The following is an 18,928-nucleotide window of genomic DNA, read 5'->3' as shown; positions in this document are numbered from 1 at the left end:
TCGTACACTCACCTGCGTGGATACGACCCTTCAGGACCCTCTGGTCGGGCAGGTGCTCGACGGCCGCTATCGCGTGGACGCGCGGATCGCGGTCGGCGGGATGGCCACGGTCTACCGGGCCGTGGACACCCGCCTCGACCGTGTGCTCGCGCTGAAGGTGATGCACCCGGGCCTCGCGGCCGACGGCACCTTCGTCGAGCGGTTCATCCGGGAGGCCAAGTCCGTCGCCCGGCTCGCCCACCCGAACGTCGTGCAGGTCTTCGACCAGGGCACCGACGGGTCGTACGTCTATCTCGCCATGGAGTACGTCGCCGGGTGCACCCTGCGTGACGTGCTGCGCGACCGCGGAGCCCTGCAGCCGAGGGCCGCGCTGGACATCCTGGAGCCGGTACTCGCCGCGCTCGGCGCCGCGCACCGTGCCGGGTTCGTGCACCGGGACATGAAGCCGGAGAACGTGCTGATAGGGGACGACGGCCGGGTCAAGGTCGCCGACTTCGGACTGGTGCGCTCCGTGGACACCGTCACCAGCACCACCGGCGCCGTGCTCGGCACCGTCTCCTATCTCGCGCCCGAGCAGATAGAGCAGCCCGGCGTCGCCGACGCCCGCGTCGACGTCTACGCGTGCGGTGTCGTCCTGTACGAGATGCTGACCGGCGACCGGCCGCACACCGGGGACTCCCCCGCCGTGGTCCTCTACAAGCATCTCCACGAGGACGTCCCGCCGCCCTCGGCCACCGTTCCGGGGCTGGCGTACGAACTGGACGAGCTGGTCGCGTCGGCGACCGCCCGCACCCCCGGCCTGCGTCCGTACGACGCCGTGGCGCTGCTCGCGCAGGCGCGGGAGACGCGCTCCAGGCTGAGCGCGGACCAGCTGGACCTGGTGCCGCCGCAGGCACTCTCCGTGCAGCACAGCATCACCGAGGACCGCACGAGCGTGATCCCGCGCTCGCTGACCGTGCCCCGGCCACTGCCGGTCAACGAGGACGAGCCGGTGCACCACCGCACCAGCCGTCTGGAGACCCCACCGCCCCTGCCGCCGCGCCGCCGCTCGTCGCGCTCCCGGCGCGGCCCGCTCGCGATCGCGGCCGCCCTTCTGCTGATCCTGGGCCTCGGCGCGGGCGTCTGGTACATCAACTCCGGCCAGTTCACCCGGGTTCCGGCGCTGCTGGAGAAGACACAGACGCAGGCCCGGGACCGCCTGGAGGCGGCCGGCCTGGAGACCGGGAAGATCACGTACGCCTACAGCGACACCGTGGAGCGCGGCAAGGTCATCAGCACGGACCCCGGAGTGAACACCCGCATCAGGGACAACGACTCCGTGTCGCTCACCATCTCCAGAGGCCCGGAGACGGTGAAGGTACCCAATGTTGAGGGCTACAGCCTGGCCAAGGCCAGGGACCGGCTGAAGGCCGACGGACTGCAACCGGGCATGGTGACCCGGGAGTTCAGCGAGGACGTCACAAAGGGCTTCGTGATCAGCACCGACCCCGCGGCCGACACCACACTGCGCTCGGGCTCCGCGATCGCGCTCACTGTCAGCAAGGGCAGCCCGATCGACGTCCCGGACGTCACCGGCGAGAGCATCGAGGACGCGAAGGCGGACCTGGAGGAGGCGGGCCTGAACGTGAAGGTCGCCGCCGCACAGATCAATTCCGAGTACGACCAGGGCCAGGTCGCCCGGCAGACGCCGGAGGCCGACAGCCAGGCCGCCCAGGACGACACCGTGACACTGACGATCTCCAAGGGCCCTGAGATGGTCGAGGTCCCGGACGTGGTCGGCGACAGCGTCGACGACGCCAAGGCCGAGCTGGAGGCCGCCGGCTTCCAGGTCGACGAGGACCGCGGTCTGCTCGGGCTGTTCGGCGACACCGTGAAGAAGCAGTCCGTGAAGGGCGGGAAGACGGCCCCCAAGGGGTCGACGATCACGATCACCATCCGCTGACAGAACACGAGGGACCGCATGACACCCTGAGAGGGTGACGAGTCAGCGCAACCCCGTCGGCGGCCATGTCCCCGTGGCCGGCGGTCTCCACTCCGTAGGACTGTCGTACGCCCATGAGCTCAAGGCCGAGACCGTGCAGGTCTTCGTCGCCAACCCGCGCGGCTGGGCCACGCCCACCGGCAATCCGCGGCAGGACGAGGAGTTCCGCGCGGTGTGCGAGGCCGAGTCGATCCCGGCGTACGTCCATGCCCCCTACCTGATCAACTTCGGCTCGCACACCGAGGCGACCGTGGAGAAGTCGGTGGAGTCGCTGCGGCACTCGCTCAGGCGCGGACGAGAGATCGGCGCCCTCGGCGTGGTCGTGCACACCGGCAGCGCGACGGGCGGGCGGGAGCGATCCGTGGCCCTGCGGCAGGTGCGGGAGCACATGCTGCCACTGCTGGACGAGCTCACCCACGACGACGACCCGTTCCTGCTCCTGGAGTCGACGGCGGGACAGGGCGCCTCGCTCTGCTCTCGGACCTGGGACTTCGGGCCGTACTTCGAGGCGCTGGACGCCCATCCCAAGCTGGGGATCTGCCTCGACACCTGCCACATCTTCGCGGCGGGCCACGACCTGACCGGCCCGTCCGGCATGCACCAGACGCTCGACCTGCTGGTGGACACGGTCGGCGAGGGTCGCCTCAAGCTGATCCACGCCAACGACTCCAAGGACGTGGTCGGCGCGCACAAGGACCGCCACGAGAACATCGGCGCCGGCCACATCGGCGAGGACCCGTTCCGCGCTCTGATGACCCACCCAGCCACCGAGGGCGTACCGCTGATCATCGAGACGCCCGGTGGGAAGGAAGGGCACGCGGCGGACGTGGAGCGACTGAAGAAACTCCGGCACGGGTAGCGGGTCACGGAATACCCCTAGGGGGTATGTGGTTATCGAGTGCAGAAGCCGCGACACTGGGGGTACCCATGGAGCACGAGACACACGCGCACCACCACGCACCCGCCGCCACCTGGGCCGTGGCCGTCCAGGCCACCCTGCACTGCCTCACCGGCTGCGCCATCGGCGAGGTGCTCGGCATGGTCATCGGCACGGCGCTCGGCTGGAACAACCTGCCCACCACCGTTCTGGCGGTCGTCCTGGCGTTCTTCTTCGGCTACTCCTTCACCCTGCGCGGCGTCCTGAAGGCCGGCGTCGGCTTCCGCGCGGCCGTCCGGGTGGCACTGGCCGCGGACACCCTGTCGATCGCCGTGATGGAGCTGGTCGACAACGGCGTGATCGTCCTGTGGCCGGGCGCGATGGACGCCTCGCTGGACGACCTGCTGTTCTGGGGCGCGCTCGCGATCTCACTGGTCGTCGCCTTCGTGATCACCACGCCGGTCAACAAGTGGACGATCGGCCGCGGCAAGGGCCACGCCGTGGTGCATCAGTACCACCACTGACCCGAGGAACCGGGAGTCAGAGCTCGGGGCCGTCCCCGGGCTCCTCCTGGTAGGAGTAGCGCTGTTCCTTCCAGGGATCGCCGACGTTGTGGTAGCCGCGCTCCTCCCAGAAGCCGCGGCGGTCGGCGGTCATGTACTCCACGCCGCGGACCCACTTGGGGCCCTTCCAGGCGTACAGATGCGGGACGACCAGGCGGAGCGGAAAGCCGTGCTCCGCGGTCAGCAGTTCGCCGTCCTTGTGGGTCGCGAAGATCGCGCGCCCGGACGCGAAGTCCGCGAGGCGGAGGTTCGAGCTGAAGCCGTACTCCGCCCACACCATCACATGGGTGACGGCGGGTGCGGGCGGGGCGATCTCCAGGATCGTACGAGCGGGGATGCCGCCCCACTCGGCGCCGACCATGCTGAACTTCGTGACGCAGTGCAGGTCGCCCACGACGGTGGTGTACGGCAGAGCGGTGAACTCCTCATGGTTCCAGCAGTGTTTCTCACCGTCCGCGGTGGCACCGAAGACCCGGAACTCCCAGCGCTCGGGGCGGAACTTGGGGACCGGTCCGTAGTGCGTGACCGGCCAGCCGCGCTGCAGTCGCTGTCCTGGCGGAAGCTCGGAGTGCGTTCCTCCCGAATCGCGTTCTCCCGATTCGTTTTCCACCGGCTGACCCATGACTCCATCCTGACAGACCCAGGGCAGTGCACATGACCAACCCCCACCCAAATCGGGCAATTAGAACTAAGCATGCCCTTACTTACTAAGTGAAGACTTACTGGACGATCTTCGTGACCGGTGCAAGGATGCGGCGCAACCTGCCAGTTCCCCACGGTTGGAAGGAGCCTCTGCGATGCAGGGCGACCCCGAGGTCATCGAATTCCTCAACGAGCAGCTCACCGGCGAGCTCACCGCGATCAACCAGTACTTCCTGCACGCGAAGATGCAGGAGAACTTCGGCTGGACGAAGCTCGCGAAGTACACGCGCCACGAGTCGTTCGACGAGATGAAGCACGCCGAGGTGCTCACCGACCGGATCCTCTTCCTGGACGGGCTGCCGAACTACCAACGGCTCTTCCATGTACGGGTGGGCCAGACGGTCAAGGAGATGTTCGAGGCCGACCGGCAGGTCGAGGTCGAGGCGATCGACCGCCTCAAGCGCGGTATCGAGGTGATGCGCGCCAAGGGCGACATCACGTCCGCGAACATCTTCGAGTCGATCCTCGAGGACGAGGAGCACCACATCGACTACCTCGACACCCAGCTGGAGCTGGTGGAGAAGCTCGGCGAGGCGCTCTACATCGCGCAGCTGATCGAGCAGCCGGAGAGCTAAGCGGCTTCCTCGAGATCCGAAAGGTCCGAGAGCTCCGACAGGACCGGCTGGCCCTGGTCGGCCAGCTCACGGCGGGGACACGCGCCCCGGCCCAGCAGAGCCTGGATACGGCGTACGCACGACCCGCAGTCGGTGCCCGCCTTGCAGGCCGAAGCTATCTGGCGGGGAGTGCCGGCGCCGTCCTCCGCGTGCTTCTTCACCTGCGCCTCGGTCACACCGAAGCAGTTACAGACGTACACGCGGGTCACCTCCCCGACGGGATTGAAGGTCGTGCCGTCCCGATTAATCGGTGAGGCTAACCTAACCTTACCCGTCCCACAGGGACCGTAAAAGTGGTGTGGGGCGTGGATCGTATGTGATCCACGCCCCACTTCACGTCCCTGTAACAGGCGGACCGCCTGCTGATCTACTACTGGTCGCGGTACATCTCCGCGACGAGGAACGCCAGGTCGAGCGACTGGCTGCGGTTGAGCCGGGGGTCGCAGGCCGTCTCGTAGCGCTGGTGCAGGTCGTCGACGAAGATCTCGTCGCCGCCGCCCACGCACTCGGTGACGTCGTCACCGGTGAGCTCCACGTGGATGCCGCCCGGGTGGGTGCCCAGACCCTTGTGGACCTCGAAGAAGCCCTTGACCTCGTCGAGCACGTCGTCGAAGCGGCGGGTCTTGTGGCCGGAGGCCGCCTCGTAGGTGTTGCCGTGCATCGGGTCGGTGATCCAGGCCACCGTCGCGCCCGAGGCGGTGACCTTCTCGACCAGCTCGGGCAGCTTGTCGCGGACCTTGTCGGCGCCCATGCGGACGATGAAGGTCAGCCGGCCCGGCTCGCGGTCCGGGTCCAGGCGCTCGATGTACTGCAGCGCCTCCTCGGCCGTCGTCGTCGGGCCGAGCTTGATGCCGATCGGGTTGCGGATCTTCGAGGCGAACTCGATGTGCGCGTGGTCCAGCTGCCGGGTGCGCTCACCGATCCACACCATGTGCGCGGAGACGTCGTACAGCTGCCCCGAGCGCGAGTCCACGCGGGTGAGCGCCGACTCGTAGTCGAGCAGCAGCGCCTCGTGCGAGGAGTAGAACTCGACGGTCTTGAACTCCTCCGGGTCGGTCCCGCAGGCCCGCATGAAGTTCAGCGCCTGGTCGATCTCGCGGGCCAGCTGCTCGTAGCGCTGGCCGGACGGGGACGACTTCACGAAGTCCTGGTTCCAGGCATGCACCTGGCGCAGGTCGGCGTAGCCGCCGGTGGTGAAGGCGCGCACCAGGTTGAGCGTTGAGGCCGACGCGTTGTACATCCGCTTCAGGCGCTCGGGGTCCGGGATCCGGGCCTTCTCGTTGAAGTCGAAGCCGTTGACCGAGTCGCCGCGGTACGTCGGCAGGGTCACGCCGTCGCGGGTCTCGGTGCCCTTGGAGCGCGGCTTGGAGTACTGGCCGGCGATCCGGCCGACCTTCACGACCGGCACCGAGGCGGCGTACGTCAGCACGGCGCCCATCTGGAGCAGGGTCTTGAGCTTGTTGCGGATGTGGTCGGCGGACACCGCATCGAAGGCCTCGGCGCAGTCGCCGCCCTGGAGGAGGAACGCCTCTCCCTTGGCGACGGCCGCCATCCGGGCGCGCAGCTGGTCGCACTCGCCCGCGAAGACGAGCGGCGGATACGACTCCAGCTCCGCAACGACTGCGCGCAGAGCCTCGGTGTCGGGGTACTCGGGCTGCTGCGCCGCGGGCAGGTCTCGCCAGGTGTTGCCAGCGCTCGCGCTGGTCTTAGCGTTCACGGTCACGCCCTCAACATTACGGGGTCGTGTCGAGTCGTTTTCGCACGGCTCGACAGGTGAGACGCCCCCACGCTCAGGTGCGCGTGGGGTAAGGTGCGTCGCATGTTCGCGCACTCGACCCAGAACTGGTGGTGGACCGCTCATCCGGCGGCCCACTGACTGCGCGTACGCAAGACTTCGCGAAGGCCGCCCGAGGGCGGCCTTCGGCGTTTCCGGGGTCGCTCCTCTCCATCGAACCGATCGAGAAGGATGACCGATCCATGAACCTGCCGGACCTGCTGGACGATCCCCGCCCCTTCGCCCTGCTGCGTCGCCGCACCCCCGGCCACGACGACAACACCGTCGAGCTGCTCCTCGGCCCGGTCAGCACGTACGACCGTCTCGCCGACCTCCCCGACGAGGGCCTCGTGCTCGTCCCCTTCCGGCAGATCCGCGAGCGCGGCTTCGACGTCCGCGACGACGGGACGCCGCTGGCGGTGCTGACGCCCGAGGAGACACACACGCTGTCCTTGGAGGAGGCCCTCGCTCAGCTCCCCGCGCATGACGTGCGGGTCGAGAACGGCGGCTTCGACGTCGACGACGACGAATACGCCGAGATCGTCGGCCGCGTGCTGCGCGAGGAGATCGGGCAGGGCGAGGGCGCCAACTTCGTGATCCGGCGGACGTACGAGGGCGGGATCCCGGGGTTCTCTCGCGCCGACGCCCTCGCCCTGTTCCGGCGGCTCCTCGAAGGCGAGCGGGGCGCGTACTGGACGTTCGTCGTGCACACCGGGGAGCGGACGCTGGTCGGCGCCAGCCCCGAGGTGCACGTCCGCATGTCCGGCGGGACCGTCGTCATGAACCCGATCAGCGGGACGTACCGCTATCCCGCCGAAGGCCCCACCCCCGAGCACCTGCTCGACTTCCTCGCCGACGGCAAGGAGATCGAGGAGCTGTCGATGGTCGTCGACGAGGAGCTCAAGATGATGTGCACCGTCGGCGACATGGGCGGGGTCGTCATCGGGCCGCGGTTGAAGGAGATGGCCCATCTCGCGCACACCGAGTACGAGTTGCGGGGGAAGTCCTCGCTGGACGTGCGCGAGGTGCTCAAGGAGACCATGTTCGCGGCCACCGTCACCGGCTCGCCCGTGCAGAACGCCTGCCGGGTCATCGAGCGGCACGAGGTCGGCGGGCGCGGCTACTACGCGGGTGCGCTGGCGCTGATCGGGCGGGACTCCGGCGGGGCGCAGACCCTCGACTCCCCCATCCTCATCCGTACGGCCGACATCTCCTCCGACGGACACCTGCGCGTCCCGGTCGGCGCGACCCTCGTCCGCGGTTCTGATCCGGCGAGCGAGGTGGCTGAGACGCATGCGAAGGCGGCGGGTGTGCTCGCGGCTCTGGGCGTACGACCGTCCCGTCCGCGCGAGGAGCACGCGCGCGTACGCCTCGCCGACGACCCACGCGTGCGTGCCGCGCTGGACGGGCGCCGGACGTCCCTGGCTCCCTTCTGGCTGCGGATGCAGGAGCGGTCGGAAGAGCTGAGCGGCCATGCCCTGGTCGTCGACGGCGAGGACACCTTCACGGCGATGCTCGCGCACGTGCTGCGGTCGAGCGGCCTGGAGGTGACCGTGCGCCGGTACGACGAGCCGGGGCTGCGGGAGGCGGTGCTCGCGCACGAGGGGCCGGTCGTGCTGGGACCCGGGCCGGGTGACCCCTCGGACCCGGACGACCCCAAGATGCGGTTCCTGCGGGCCCTGACCGCCGAGGCGCTCCGGGACAACCGGCACGGTGTGCTCGGCGTCTGCCTCGGGCACGAGCTGATCGCGGCCGAGCTGGGGCTGGAGATCGTACGGAAGGAAGTGCCGTACCAGGGTGCGCAGACGACGGTCGACCTGTTCGGACGGCCGGAGACCGTCGGCTTCTACAACAGCTTCGTGGCGCGGTGCGACGACGAGACGGCGGCGGAGCTGGCCGCGCACGGCGTGGAGGTCAGCCGGAGCTCCACGCACGAGGTGCATGCCCTGCGCGGGCCGGGCTTTGCCGGTGTGCAGTTCCACCCCGAGTCGGTGCTGACGCTGAACGGCGCCACCGTCGTGCGGGAGCTCGTCGGTCAGCTGCGCGGCACGAGCACGTTCTCCGAGCGGCGGCCGGCCGTGTAGTCGAGGACGTTCTTCACCGTGGCGTCGACGATCTGGGCGACGGCGTCCTCGGTGTAGTACGCCTGGTGGGACGTGACCAGGACATTCGGGAAGGTGACCAGGCGGGCCAGGGTGTCGTCCTCGATCGCCTCCAGGGACTTGTCGAGGAAGAAGAGCCCTGCCTCCGCCTCGTACACATCCAGTCCCACGCCCGAGAAGCGGCCCTCGCGCAGTTCGGCGACGAGGGCCGCGGTGTCGATCAGGCCGCCGCGGCTGGAGTTGACCAGGATCGCGTCGTCCTTCATCGCCTTCAGGGCGTCGGCGTCGATGAGGCGCTGGGTCTCCGGCATCAAAGGGACGTGCAGGGTGACCAGGTCGGACTCGGCGAGGAGCTGCTCCTTGGGGACGTACTTCATGCCGAGTTCCATACAGGCCGGGTTCTCGGCGACGTCCCAGCCGAGCAGCCTCATGCCGAAGCCGTGGGCGATCCGGGTGAAGGCCTCGCCGATCTTGCCGGTGCCGAGGACGCCGGCGGTGCGGCCGTGCATGTCGCGGCCCATCAGGCCGTCGAGGCGGAAGTCGAAGTCACGCGTGCGCGTGGAGGCGCGCACGACACGGCGGTTGACCGCCATGGCGAGGGTCCAGGCGAACTCGGCGACCGAGTACGGCGAGTAGTACGAGACCCGGGCGACCGTCATGCCGAGGCGCTCGGCGACCTTGAGGTCGATGTTGTTGAAGCCGGTGGAGCGCTGGGCGATCATCCGGGTGCCGCCGGCCGCGAGGGTCTGCAGGACGCGCGCGCCGAGTTCGGCGTTGACGCTGGTGGAGACGATCTCGTAGCCGGCCGCGATGGGGGCGGTGTCCTCGTTGAGGAAGACGTCCAGGCAGCGGACGTCGTGGTGGTCGGCGAAGGCGTGCTCGATCAGGGGCTTCTCGTCAGCCTGGACACCGAAGGCAAGGATCTCCACGACCGCTCCCGTCCTGGCGATTATGGGCCGAATACGCCGAATATACGGCCCATAACCCAGGCCTGCCGGTTCAGCCGGTCAGCCGGTCAGCCGGTCAGCCGAAGAAGACCCCGACCTCCTCGTACAGCTTCGGATCCACCGTCTTCAGCTTGGCCGTGGCCTCCGAGATCGGGACGCGGACGATGTCCGTGCCGCGCAGGGCGACCATCTTGCCGAAGTCGCCGTCGCGGACAGCCTCGATGGCGTGCAGCCCGAAGCGGGTGGCGAGCCAGCGGTCGAAGGCACTGGGGGTGCCGCCGCGCTGGATGTGCCCGAGGACCGTCGTGCGGGCCTCCTTGCCGGTGCGCTTCTCGATCTCCTTGGCCAGCCACTCGCCCACGCCGGACAGCCGCACATGTCCGAAGGAGTCCAGCGACTGGTCCTTGAGCACCACGTCGCCGTCCTTCGGCATCGCACCCTCCGCGACGACGACGATCGGCGCGTACGACGCCTTGAAGCGGGAAGTCACCCAGGCGCACACCTGCTCGACGTCGAAGCGCTGCTCGGGGATGAGGATGACGTTGGCGCCACCGGCCAGGCCGGAGTGGATGGCGATCCAGCCGGCGTGACGGCCCATCACCTCGCAGACCAGCACCCGCATGTGCGACTCGGCGGTGGTGTGCAGCCGGTCGATCGCCTCCGTCGCGATGCCGACCGCCGTGTCGAAACCGAAGGTGTAGTCCGTGCCCGACAGGTCGTTGTCGATGGTCTTCGGCACGCCGACGCACGGCACGGCGTACTCCTCCCACAGCCGGGTGGCGACCCCGAGCGTGTCCTCGCCGCCGATCGTGATGAGCGCCTCGACCTCCAGCTTGGCGAGGTTCTCCTTGATCCGGCGGATGCCGTTCTCCTGCTTGAGGGGGTTGGTGCGCGAGGAGCCGAGGATCGTGCCGCCGCGGGGCAGGATGCCGCGCACGGCGGGGATGTCGAGGCGCACCGTGTCGCCTTCGAGGGGCCCTCGCCAGCCGTCCCGGAAGCCGACGAAGTCGTAGCCGTACTCCTGTACGCCCTTGCGGACGATGCCCCGGATGACGGCGTTGAGTCCGGGGCAGTCGCCGCCTCCGGTCAGTACTCCGACCCGCATGGAAATGTCCCTTCGCCGCGGTTGCCTGGTGAAGCCACGCTAATGGTGATCCAGGTCACACAGGGATGGGTGGGAAGGGCAATTCCGGTGAAACCTCGGGCGGTTGATTTACCCGGCGTCAAGTCCGTGCGTCACTCTTGGTGCGTCACTCGTCGTCGAGTCCGCGCTCTATCGCGTACCGGACGAGCTCCACCCTGTTGTGCAACTGGAGCTTGCCCAGGGTGTTCTGGACGTGGTTCTGGACCGTCCGGTGGGAGATGACCAGGCGTTCGGCGATCTGCTTGTAGCTCAGGCCCTTGGCGACCAGGCGCAGCACCTCGGTCTCGCGGTCGGTGAGCTGCGGGGCCTTGGGCGCGTCGCTGTCCGCGGCCGGTGCCGGGTCGGAGGCCAGGCGGCGGTACTCGCCGAGGACCAGTCCGGCCAGCCCCGGTGTGAACACCGGGTCACCGGCCGCCGTTCGGCGCACCGCGTCCAGCAGTTCCTCGGTCGAGGCCGACTTCAGCAGATAGCCGGTGGCCCCCGACTTCACCGCCTCCAGTACGTCGGCGTGCTCGCCGCTCGCGGACAGGACGAGGACGCGCAGGGCCGGGTTGTGGCCGACGAGTTCCTTGCAGACCTGGACGCCGGGCTTGGCGGGCAGGTTGAGGTCGAGCACGAGGACGTCGGGCCCGGCGGCCTTGGCCCGGCGTACGGCCTGGTCGCCGTCGCCCGCGGTGGCGACCACGTCGAGGCCGGACTCGGCCAGGTCGCGGGCGACCGCGTCGCGCCACATGGGGTGGTCGTCGACCACCATGACCTTGATCGGGTCCTTGTCGCTCATCGTTTCCCTGCCTTCCCCCAGGAGACCTTCGGTACCTTCAGCTCGACCTCCGTGCCCTGCCCGGGAATCGAGATCACCTCGGCGCTGCCGCCGAGTTCGCGCAACCGGCCCCGGATCGACAGGGCCACCCCGAGCCGCCCCTCCCCCTCGGCCTGCGCGAGCCGGCCTTCGGGGATACCGGGTCCGTCGTCCCGTACGGTCACGATCACCTCGTCGGGCTCGTCCTCGACCAGGATCCACGCGCGCGCGTGCTCCCCGGCGTGCTTGTGGACGTTGTCCAGAGCGGCGCCCACGGCGGCAGCCAGCTCCTTCGCGGCCGGCGGGGGCAGCGGTACGGGCGCGCCGGGCTCGGCGAGATTGACCTTCGACGAGGCGTACGGGGCGAGCAGTGCGCGCAGGTCGACGGGGCCGAGGTCGTCCGACTCCTCATCCACGGCCCGTACGACCGCCCCCTCGGCCTCGTCCTCCGACACCCGGGAGACGGGCACCAGGCCGCCGGAGACCAGCGTGCGCAGCGCGACCTCCTGCTCGCCGGCCATCCGGCCCAGCTCGGCCGCCTCACCGCCGATGACCGCGCCCTGCCGCTGCACCATGGCCAGCACCTGGAGCACGCTGTCGTGGATGTCCCTGGCCAGCCGCTCGCGTTCCCGGGTCGCGGCCTCGATCTCCAGGGCGCGGGCGAGGGTGCGCTCGGAGGCACGGGCGACCTCGACGACGTAGCCGATGGCGATGGAGGCGACCCAGACGAGGATCACGTTGTGGACGGTGTCGCGGGCCGGGGCGCCGCGCTCGGCCAGGTTGGCGGCGGCGACCGCGGTGGAGGCGAAGGCCGCCCAGCGCCAGCCGCCCTTGATCGCGAAGGCCAGGACGGAACCCGCGGTCCATATCGACGGCAGGGTCGGGCCGCCCTCGACGATCCGCTCGTGCGCGTCGGCGACGGGCGTGAGCAGGATGCCGGTGAGCGCGATGGTCAGGTCGGCGGCGAGGAACCGCTTGGTGCAGCTGGCCGCGTTCGCGACCCTGGGAAGTGTGGCGAGGGTCCAGACCGACAGCACGCAGTAGTAGGTGATGGCGACCCAGGGACGGGTGAACTCGTCGTACGCGGTGGCGAAGAGCCCGACCGCGTACAGCATCGTGAGCACCCGGTACGCGGTGAGCGCACGCCACAGCGGCTGCTCGACCGACATGCGCATGACGCGTTCACGCTTGGTCATATCCCCCACCCCCGGCCCGGACTGCTCTGTCCCAGGATCCTAGGACCCGGACCGCTCCTTCTCCGCCTGCACGAGTGCGGCCTTGGCCGCCTTCTCCGCTTCCCTCTCGGCCTTCGCCGCGTCCGCGAGCTGCCGCTTGGCGGCGGTCGCGTAGATGTCGACGTACTCCTGACCGGAGAGCTTCATGATTTCGTACATGACCTCGTCGGTCACCGCTCGGAGGACGAAGCGGTCGTGCTCCATGCCCTGGTAGCGGGTGAAGTCCAGGGGCTCGCCGATGCGGATGCCCGGGCGCATCAGCTTGGGCATGACCTTGCCGGGCGGCTGGATCTTCTCGGTGTCGATCATGGCGACCGGGATGACCGGCGCGCCGGTGGCGAGCGCCACGCGCGCGAGGCCGCCCGGCTTGCCCCGGTAGAGGCGGCCGTCGGGCGAGCGGGTGCCCTCCGGGTAGATCCCGAACAGCTCGCCGCGCTCCAGGACCTCGATGCCTGCCTTGATGGCCGCCTCGCCCGCGCCACGCGCGCCGGAGCGGTCCACCGGGAGCTGGCCGGCGCCCTTGAAGAAGGCGGCCGTCATCTTGCCCTTCACCCCGGGCGTGGTGAAGTACTCGGCCTTCGCGATGAAGGTGACCTTGCGGTCGAGGACCGCGGGCAGGAAGAACGAGTCGGAGAACGACAGGTGGTTGCTCGCCAGGATCGCGGGGCCCTCGGCCGGAATGTTCTCCAGGCCCTCCACCCAGGGCCTGAAGGCGACCTTCAGCGGCCCTCCGATGGCAACCTTCATCGTGCCGTACAACACCCGCGTGCCTCCTGTGTCCGTGGATCAGACCTTAACCCGGAGCACTGTCAATGAACCCGACGACCCTGGTCGGTGTCAGTGGGGTCGCGTACGGTGAACCACACCTGGACTTGCTCACGCCCCTCTCATGAACAGGAGACCTAGGTGCCGGTCCTCCCCGGAGCCGAGCCGTTCCGCCACGAGGGCGGGGAGACAGGCGTCCTCCTCTGCCACGGTTTCACCGGTTCCCCCCAGTCGTTGCGCCCCTGGGCGGAGTTCCTCGCCGGGCACGGGCTGACCGTCTCACTGCCGCTGCTGCCCGGGCACGGCACCCGCTGGGAGGACATGCAGCTCACCGGCTGGCAGGACTGGTACGCCGAGGTGGACCGCGAGCTGCGCACCCTGCGCGAGCGCTGCACCAAGGTGTTCGTGTTCGGCCTGTCCATGGGCGGAGCCCTGGCGCTGCGGCTGGCCGCCAAGCACGGGGACGCGGTCGACGGCGTCGTGGTCGTCAACCCGGCGAACCGCGTGCACGGCCTCGCCGCGTACGCCCTTCCGGTGGCCCGGCACCTCATCCGTACGACGCCGGGGATCGCCAGCGACATCAAGAAGGAGGGCGGCACCGAGCTCGGGTACGACCGGGTTCCGCTGCACGCCGCGCACTCCCTGCGGATCTTCTTCCGGCTGGTCGACGGCGAGCTGCCGCAGGTCACCCAGCCGCTGTTGCTCCTGCGCAGCGCCGAGGACCACGTGGTGCCGGCGGCCGACTCCGCGCGCGTACTGAGCCGGGTCTCGTCCACGGACGTAACAGAGACCGTGCTGGAACAGAGCTACCACGTGGCGACGTTGGACCACGACGCGGACCGGATTTTCGAGGAGAGCCTCGCTTTCATCGACCGGCTCGCACCCGGTGTCGGCAAGGAGGCGGCCGACGAGGGCCCGACGAGCCAGCAGGAAGGGACGGCCGCACGTGGCTGAGCACGACTCCGACCGCGAGGACCGTGAGCCGGACGAGCAGGGCGTCCCGTTCGACGAGGAGGCCGCCTGGGCAGCGATCGTCGAAGGGTACGGCGAGGAGCCGCCGGACCCGCCGGGCTCCAAGCCGTTCAAGTCCGTCGAGGACCTGGCGCTGCTCGAGCCCGAGACGAACGACGAGCGCCCCGAGAAGCCCGAGAAGCCCGAGAAGCCCGAACAGCTCAAGAAGGAGGAGAAGCCGGCGAAGCCGCTGGGCGGCTCCGTCTCCTTCGCGCCCGGTGTCGGCGGCCCACGCGACTACAGCACGCCCGAGCCGTCGGACGAGGACTTCGAGGAGGACGACGAGGGCCACTTCGTCCCGCCGGAGCCGCCGCCGCTGCCCGCCGCCGACGCCACCGCGAAGTTCGCCTGGCTGGGCGTGCTCGGCGGGCCGATCCTGCTGCTCCTCGCCGTCCTGCTCGGCTGGGAGATGACCTGGTGGCTCACCACGGTCGGCATCGGCGGCTTCCTGGGCGGCTTCGCCACGCTGGTGATGCGGATGCGGGCGGACGACGAGGACGACGAGGATCCGGGGCGCGGAGCGGTCGTCTAGCGCCGGCGGCCTCTCGACGCCACCCTCGCACTGCTCGGCCCGGAGGGCCTCGCAGGCTTCGGGTGGCTGCTCCGGACTCCGTCAGGGGCGGATCCGGTTCAGGCCGCGGGCACGCGAAGGACGGCCAGTACGGGCAGGTGATCCGTCGCCCTCCTGAGATCGGCCTCGGCCACGCCGGGGAGCCCCGACGGCACCCCGCAGCCCAGCACCTCCACTCCCTTCGTCGCGAAGATCGCGTCGATACGGCGGTGTGGTGCGTCGCGGGTCCAGGTGTGCTCGGCGCCCCAGGGGGCGGTGGCCCAGCAGTCCTGGAGGGCGTCGGTCAGGCGCCGGAAGGTGCGGCCGCCGGGGCGTTCGTTGAGGTCGCCGCCCGCGATGGCGTGCTCCACGCCCATTCCGGCGAGCCGGTCGAGAAGCATGCCGGACTGGTCGTAGCGCTCGTCCTTCCGGAGCGAGAGGTGACAGCTCAGTACGCCGATCCGGGCACCGCCGAAGCGTACGACCGCGGTGGCGAAGCCGCGGCGGTGCTCACCCGGGGTGAGCGGGAGCAGGACGTCCTCCGCCCTCTCGACGGTAGCGCGCAGGGTGCACAGAATCGCCGGTCCCGCGGCGGTGCCGCCCCCGGTGAGAATCACCTGTCCGGAGGCCGCCGCCAGCCTGGCCAGCTTCTTGCGCCAGCGGAAGAAGCGGGGGGCTTCCTGGACGAGGACGAGGTCCGGCTCGCAGGCGCTGATCACCCTTGCCAGGGCGTCGGTGTCGTCCCGCATCGAGCGGATGTTGTAGCTCAGGATCCTGATGACCGCGGAACCGTCGGGCTCTGTGCGGGAATTGGGGAGCGGCGGCATGTGGATCAATTTACGCCGAATAGCTCGGGGCGCGAGGTGGATGGGCGACTGCCGGTTCGTCGTGGCTTGTCGCGCCCACGCGGCGGAGCCGCATGTTCATCCAGCCCCGCGCCCCTGGGTAGGTCCGGTCAACGCCCGATTACATGATCGGGTCGGGCTCTCTCGCCAGGTCCGCCGCGCCCACCAGGCCCGCCTCGTTGCCCAGCTGGGCGGCGATGACGTCCGCGACCGGGCGCCAGTTGCCGCCCACCAGCCAGCGCTTGTAGGACTTGCGGATCGGGTCGAGGACCAGCTCGCCCTCGTCCGAGAGGCCGCCGCCGACGATGAAGGCGGACGGATCGAAGAGGGAGGCGAGGTCGGCGAGACCGGCGCCGGCCCAGCGGGCGAGCTCGCGGTAGGAGTCGACGGCGACCGGGTCGCCCTGACGGGCGGCCATGGAGATGTGCTTGCCCTCGATGCCGTCGGGGGTGCCGTCACCCAGGCCGAGCAGGATGTCGGCGTTCTCGGGGGTGGCGTTGGCGCGCTGCTTGGCGTACCTCACGAGGGCGCGCCCGGAGGCGTACTGCTCCCAGCAGCCCTGCGAGCCGCAGCCGCACAGCAGCCCGTCCGGGACCATGCGGATGTGGCCGAACTCGGCGGCGACGCCGAAGTGGCCGCGGCGCAGCTTGTTGCCGATGATGATGCCGCCGCCGAGGCCGGTGCCGAGCGTGATGCAGATGACGTTGCGGTGGCCCTTGCCGGCGCCGAACTTGTACTCGCCCCACGCGGCCGCGTTGGCGTCGTTCTCGACGACGACCGGGAGGCCCACGCGGGCCTCGACCTTCTCCTTCAGCGGCTCGTTGCGCCAGTCGATGTTGGGGGCGAAGTAGACCTCGGAGCGCTGACGGTTGACGTAACCGGCGGCACCGATGCCCACGCCGACGATCTCGTGCCCGGCGCGCGCGCCCTCCACCGCGGAGGCGATGGCTTCCACGATGCCCTCGGGCGTGCCCGGGGTCGGCACCTTGAAGGTCGAGAGGATGTTGCCCTCCTCGTCGACCACGCCGGCCGCGATCTTCGTGCCGCCGATATCGACGCCGATGGTGAGTCCCATGAATCCCTCAGTTTCGGTCGAGCCCCGCTACGGCCAACCGTACCCGAGGCCCTGCCGTCAGGTTCCCGTCGTCCGCCCCGTGGGCGGGCCCGGGCGGCACCGAGGAGACCCCGCCCGAAGGACTCAGTCCAAGTCGATGCGTTCCCCGGGACCGGCCTCGTCGCCGCGGTCGTCGCGGCCGCTCAGGTCGGTGTCGCGGTTCGTCCAGCGCTCTTCCTGGGCCTGGACCGCGGAGCGGTAGGCGGCGAGGAGTTCGTTGCCCGCCGCGGCCAGATGGTCGAAGACGTCGGGATTGCGCTCGATGACGGGTTCGACCGCGGCTTTGGCCTGCTGGACGACCTGCTTGACCACCTGCTGGGCGGCGGGTCCGGCGACCGCCCCGAACAGCGGCGACTGGATGGTCGACAGCTTGTCCGTGACGGCGTCGACGAGCTTGCGCAGTTCCTCGGCGGCCGAGCCGGGCGGCGGGCCGTACTCGGCGCGGCGGCGGGCCTTCTCCGCGGCGAGGTCCTCGGCGCACGCCGTCGACCACGCGTCGGCGTCGGTGGCCCGCACCTCGTCGACGGCCTCATCCTTGGTGGCGTCTGACGGGGGGAGCTCTTCGCTCATGACGGACTCCTGACTACGGTTCGTCTCTACGACGTTACCCGAACGGGCGTACCCGGTTCACCGTGTCTGCGGCCAGAGATCCGGGTCGGGTGCGAACCGGATCCGCAGCTCGCCCTCCCGCAGGGCCGCCCCGTCGACGGTGCAGCGGCGCAGGGCGGACGGGAGCGGCACGATCCGGCGGAACTGGCCCACGGTGAGGACGAGTTCGTCGCCGCGCCGGATCAGGTCCAGCTCGTCGCGTATCGCCCCGGGCAGCGGGATGTGCCAGACGAGCACGCCGTCCTCGGCCAGCTGGTCGGTGACGGGCCACTCGACCGCCGAGGTCGTGCCACCGGCCTCGGACACGGCGAGCGCGGTGAGGTCGTCGACGCCGCGCGGGTCATGGCCCAGATGCGCGACCGGTCGTACGTCGTACGTCTCCCGCCACTCGTCCAACACCTTGCGCTGCTGGGCGACGGGCCCGGCGAGCCAGCCGTCGGCCGCGGCCTCCGGCAGGACCCGGTTCGCGACCAGCACGTCGGGGCGCAGGCCGCGCAGGGCGAGGGCGAGAGAGGCGGCGCGTACGGCGTCGGCGCCGGCGGGGCCGGGCTCGGCGACCAGCCGTACGACGGTCTCCCGGTCGGCGAGGACCGCTTCCACGGCGCCGAGTTCCAGGTCCCAGCGGGCGGCGGTCTCGTACAGCCACTCCGCGGGCATGGGGACGCCGGCCAGCCGGCCGAGCATGGGGCGCAGGGCGCGGGCCGCCTGCCGTTCGGGCGGGAGCAGGCGGCGCAGATAGCGGCGCAGTTCCTCGGGCAGCGAGAGGAGGGCGAGGGCCTCCAGGCTCGCGGGAAGGTCCACGACGAGCAGGTCGTGCCGTTCGGAGAGGGTCGCGTCCCGCAGCGCGCGGAGCAGGGTGAGTTCCTCGGCGCCGGGGAGGGGGGTGACCTCCTCGGTGTCCAGGCGGGAAGCGCCGAGCAGGTCGAGGACGGAGGAGGCGCGTTCCTGGAAGGCGGCGAGGTCGGCACGGAAACCGGCGGTCGCGTCGGGCCGCCAGGCGGTGAGGTTCTCGGCGGCCGCCACCGGAGCCGGTCCTGTCGGCGTCCCCAGCACCGTGCCGAGGGTGTCGCCGCGGTCGGCGCTGAGGACGAGCGTGCGGGTGCCCTCGCGGGCGGCGGCGAGCGCGGTGGCGGCCGCGATCGTCGTACGGCCGCTGCCGCCCGGGCCGGTGATCAGGATGGTGCGCATGAGGGTGACGGTACCTGTGCTGGGCTCTGCGGTTTTCGCCCCCGCCGCCCCTTCCCATTCCCGTCCCTGGGGGCTGCCGCCCCCAGACCCCCGCTTTCGGCCCTGAAG

Annotated in this window: 20 protein-coding genes; 8 read left to right on the top strand and 12 right to left on the bottom strand. The window is 70.2% G+C overall.

Translation table 11 applies throughout. The features are described 5' to 3' along the window. The first annotated feature begins 16 nt into the window (after window positions 1–16). From pknB to IG08_RS0103930, 3 genes are all read left to right on the top strand, one after another. Complete coding sequence (gene pknB / locus IG08_RS0103940; RefSeq protein WP_030596302.1) at window positions 17–1,942, top strand: Stk1 family PASTA domain-containing Ser/Thr kinase; 1,926 nt, start codon at window positions 17–19, stop codon at window positions 1,940–1,942. Window positions 1,943–1,976: 34 nt separating this feature from the next. Beyond that, window positions 1,977–2,840, top strand: coding sequence for a deoxyribonuclease IV (locus tag IG08_RS0103935; protein ID WP_030596299.1), 864 nt, complete (start codon window positions 1,977–1,979; stop codon window positions 2,838–2,840). A gap of 68 nt (window positions 2,841–2,908) precedes the next feature. Next, window positions 2,909–3,382 (top strand): DUF4396 domain-containing protein, encoded by a 474-nt coding sequence (locus IG08_RS0103930; RefSeq protein WP_030596297.1) that lies wholly within the window; start codon window positions 2,909–2,911, stop codon window positions 3,380–3,382. A 16-nt stretch (window positions 3,383–3,398) separates the two neighbouring features. On the opposite strand, the gene IG08_RS0103925 is transcribed toward IG08_RS0103930, so the two are convergent. Then, window positions 3,399–4,043, bottom strand: coding sequence for a sulfite oxidase-like oxidoreductase (locus tag IG08_RS0103925; RefSeq protein WP_030596295.1), 645 nt, complete (start codon window positions 4,041–4,043; stop codon window positions 3,399–3,401). Between the two features lie 175 nt (window positions 4,044–4,218). Here IG08_RS0103925 and bfr point away from each other — a divergent pair, with 175 nt between their 5' ends. Next, window positions 4,219–4,698: a bacterioferritin gene (gene bfr, locus IG08_RS0103920; RefSeq protein WP_030596293.1), complete on the top strand. Its 480-nt coding sequence runs from the start codon at window positions 4,219–4,221 to the stop codon at window positions 4,696–4,698. Here bfr and IG08_RS0103915 read toward each other — a convergent pair. Together IG08_RS0103915 and IG08_RS0103910 are read right to left on the bottom strand one after the other, a co-directional pair. Next, window positions 4,695–4,937 carry a (2Fe-2S)-binding protein gene (locus IG08_RS0103915; RefSeq protein ID WP_030596290.1) on the bottom strand — a complete coding sequence of 81 codons (243 nt, stop codon included), beginning with the start codon at window positions 4,935–4,937 and terminating at the stop codon, window positions 4,695–4,697. The genes bfr and IG08_RS0103915 overlap by 4 nt on opposite strands. A 170-nt stretch (window positions 4,938–5,107) precedes the next feature. Then, window positions 5,108–6,460 carry a class II 3-deoxy-7-phosphoheptulonate synthase gene (locus IG08_RS0103910; RefSeq protein WP_030596286.1) on the bottom strand — a complete coding sequence of 451 codons (1,353 nt, stop codon included), beginning with the start codon at window positions 6,458–6,460 and terminating at the stop codon, window positions 5,108–5,110. Window positions 6,461–6,556: 96 nt separating this feature from the next. Here IG08_RS0103910 and IG08_RS62940 point away from each other — a divergent pair, with 96 nt between their 5' ends. Both IG08_RS62940 and IG08_RS0103905 read left to right on the top strand, forming a co-directional pair. After that, complete coding sequence (locus tag IG08_RS62940; RefSeq protein WP_071528813.1) at window positions 6,557–6,613, top strand: trp operon leader peptide; 57 nt, start codon at window positions 6,557–6,559, stop codon at window positions 6,611–6,613. 101 nt (window positions 6,614–6,714) lie between these two features. After that, window positions 6,715–8,595: an anthranilate synthase family protein gene (locus tag IG08_RS0103905; RefSeq protein ID WP_030596284.1), complete on the top strand. Its 1,881-nt coding sequence runs from the start codon at window positions 6,715–6,717 to the stop codon at window positions 8,593–8,595. On the opposite strand, the gene IG08_RS0103900 is transcribed toward IG08_RS0103905, so the two are convergent. From IG08_RS0103900 to IG08_RS0103880, 5 genes are all read right to left on the bottom strand, one after another. Next, complete coding sequence (locus IG08_RS0103900) at window positions 8,547–9,542, bottom strand: 2-hydroxyacid dehydrogenase (protein ID WP_030596282.1); 996 nt, start codon at window positions 9,540–9,542, stop codon at window positions 8,547–8,549. The two genes, IG08_RS0103905 and IG08_RS0103900, sit on opposite strands and share 49 nt — an antisense overlap. 94 nt (window positions 9,543–9,636) lie before the next feature. Next, the gene (locus IG08_RS0103895; RefSeq protein WP_030596279.1) at window positions 9,637–10,665 is read right to left on the bottom strand and encodes a 6-phosphofructokinase; all 1,029 of its coding nucleotides are present in this window, start codon (window positions 10,663–10,665) and stop codon (window positions 9,637–9,639) included. A 145-nt stretch (window positions 10,666–10,810) separates the two neighbouring features. Next, complete coding sequence (locus IG08_RS0103890; protein WP_030596277.1) at window positions 10,811–11,485, bottom strand: response regulator; 675 nt, start codon at window positions 11,483–11,485, stop codon at window positions 10,811–10,813. Further along, window positions 11,482–12,699: a MacS family sensor histidine kinase gene (gene macS / locus IG08_RS0103885; RefSeq protein WP_030596274.1), complete on the bottom strand. Its 1,218-nt coding sequence runs from the start codon at window positions 12,697–12,699 to the stop codon at window positions 11,482–11,484. The genes IG08_RS0103890 and macS overlap by 4 nt, the downstream gene beginning before the upstream one ends. Window positions 12,700–12,738: 39 nt before the next feature. Continuing rightward, complete coding sequence (locus IG08_RS0103880; RefSeq protein WP_030596272.1) at window positions 12,739–13,485, bottom strand: lysophospholipid acyltransferase family protein; 747 nt, start codon at window positions 13,483–13,485, stop codon at window positions 12,739–12,741. 159 nt (window positions 13,486–13,644) lie between these two features. Between IG08_RS0103880 and IG08_RS0103875 the strand changes: the two genes are divergently transcribed. Then, the gene (locus tag IG08_RS0103875; protein WP_030596270.1) at window positions 13,645–14,457 is read left to right on the top strand and encodes an alpha/beta hydrolase; all 813 of its coding nucleotides are present in this window, start codon (window positions 13,645–13,647) and stop codon (window positions 14,455–14,457) included. Further along, the gene (locus IG08_RS0103870) at window positions 14,450–15,046 is read left to right on the top strand and encodes a hypothetical protein (RefSeq protein WP_030596263.1); all 597 of its coding nucleotides are present in this window, start codon (window positions 14,450–14,452) and stop codon (window positions 15,044–15,046) included. Before IG08_RS0103875 ends, IG08_RS0103870 begins: the two co-directional genes overlap by 8 nt. A 98-nt stretch (window positions 15,047–15,144) precedes the next feature. On the opposite strand, the gene IG08_RS0103865 is transcribed toward IG08_RS0103870, so the two are convergent. From IG08_RS0103865 to IG08_RS0103850, 4 genes are all read right to left on the bottom strand, one after another. Continuing rightward, window positions 15,145–15,891, bottom strand: a complete 747-nt coding sequence (locus tag IG08_RS0103865) for an endonuclease/exonuclease/phosphatase family protein (protein ID WP_030596261.1) — start codon at window positions 15,889–15,891, stop codon at window positions 15,145–15,147. Window positions 15,892–16,030: 139 nt separating this feature from the next. Beyond that, complete coding sequence (locus tag IG08_RS0103860; protein ID WP_030596259.1) at window positions 16,031–16,984, bottom strand: ROK family glucokinase; 954 nt, start codon at window positions 16,982–16,984, stop codon at window positions 16,031–16,033. Between the two features lie 123 nt (window positions 16,985–17,107). Further along, window positions 17,108–17,593 carry a DUF5304 domain-containing protein gene (locus IG08_RS0103855; protein ID WP_030596257.1) on the bottom strand — a complete coding sequence of 162 codons (486 nt, stop codon included), beginning with the start codon at window positions 17,591–17,593 and terminating at the stop codon, window positions 17,108–17,110. Between the two features lie 57 nt (window positions 17,594–17,650). Next, window positions 17,651–18,820, bottom strand: a complete 1,170-nt coding sequence (locus IG08_RS0103850; protein WP_030596255.1) for an ArsA family ATPase — start codon at window positions 18,818–18,820, stop codon at window positions 17,651–17,653. Window positions 18,821–18,928: the final 108 nt, after the last annotated feature.

The sequence above is a fragment of the Streptomyces fulvoviolaceus genome (assembly GCF_000718165.1).
Lineage (GTDB): Bacteria > Actinomycetota > Actinomycetes > Streptomycetales > Streptomycetaceae > Streptomyces > Streptomyces fulvoviolaceus.
Note: the sequence above shows the minus strand (reverse complement) of the source record. Positions and strands in the feature narration are given on the sequence as shown.

What these genes read in the sequence shown, in the direction of transcription:
- IG08_RS0103925 (WP_030596295.1), bottom strand. Translation starts at nt 4,043, where the DNA reads ATGGGTCAGCCGGTGGAAAACGAATCGGGAGAACGCGATTCGGGAGGA.
- macS (WP_030596274.1), bottom strand. Translation starts at nt 12,699, where the DNA reads ATGACCAAGCGTGAACGCGTCATGCGCATGTCGGTCGAGCAGCCGCTG.
- bfr (WP_030596293.1), top strand. Translation starts at nt 4,219, where the DNA reads ATGCAGGGCGACCCCGAGGTCATCGAATTCCTCAACGAGCAGCTCACC.
- IG08_RS0103855 (WP_030596257.1), bottom strand. Translation starts at nt 17,593, where the DNA reads ATGAGCGAAGAGCTCCCCCCGTCAGACGCCACCAAGGATGAGGCCGTC.
- IG08_RS0103860 (WP_030596259.1), bottom strand. Translation starts at nt 16,984, where the DNA reads ATGGGACTCACCATCGGCGTCGATATCGGCGGCACGAAGATCGCGGCC.
- IG08_RS0103865 (WP_030596261.1), bottom strand. Translation starts at nt 15,891, where the DNA reads ATGCCGCCGCTCCCCAATTCCCGCACAGAGCCCGACGGTTCCGCGGTC.
- IG08_RS0103890 (WP_030596277.1), bottom strand. Translation starts at nt 11,485, where the DNA reads ATGAGCGACAAGGACCCGATCAAGGTCATGGTGGTCGACGACCACCCC.
- IG08_RS0103880 (WP_030596272.1), bottom strand. Translation starts at nt 13,485, where the DNA reads ATGAAGGTTGCCATCGGAGGGCCGCTGAAGGTCGCCTTCAGGCCCTGG.
- IG08_RS0103930 (WP_030596297.1), top strand. Translation starts at nt 2,909, where the DNA reads ATGGAGCACGAGACACACGCGCACCACCACGCACCCGCCGCCACCTGG.
- IG08_RS0103895 (WP_030596279.1), bottom strand. Translation starts at nt 10,665, where the DNA reads ATGCGGGTCGGAGTACTGACCGGAGGCGGCGACTGCCCCGGACTCAAC.
- IG08_RS0103850 (WP_030596255.1), bottom strand. Translation starts at nt 18,820, where the DNA reads ATGCGCACCATCCTGATCACCGGCCCGGGCGGCAGCGGCCGTACGACG.
- IG08_RS0103905 (WP_030596284.1), top strand. Translation starts at nt 6,715, where the DNA reads ATGAACCTGCCGGACCTGCTGGACGATCCCCGCCCCTTCGCCCTGCTG.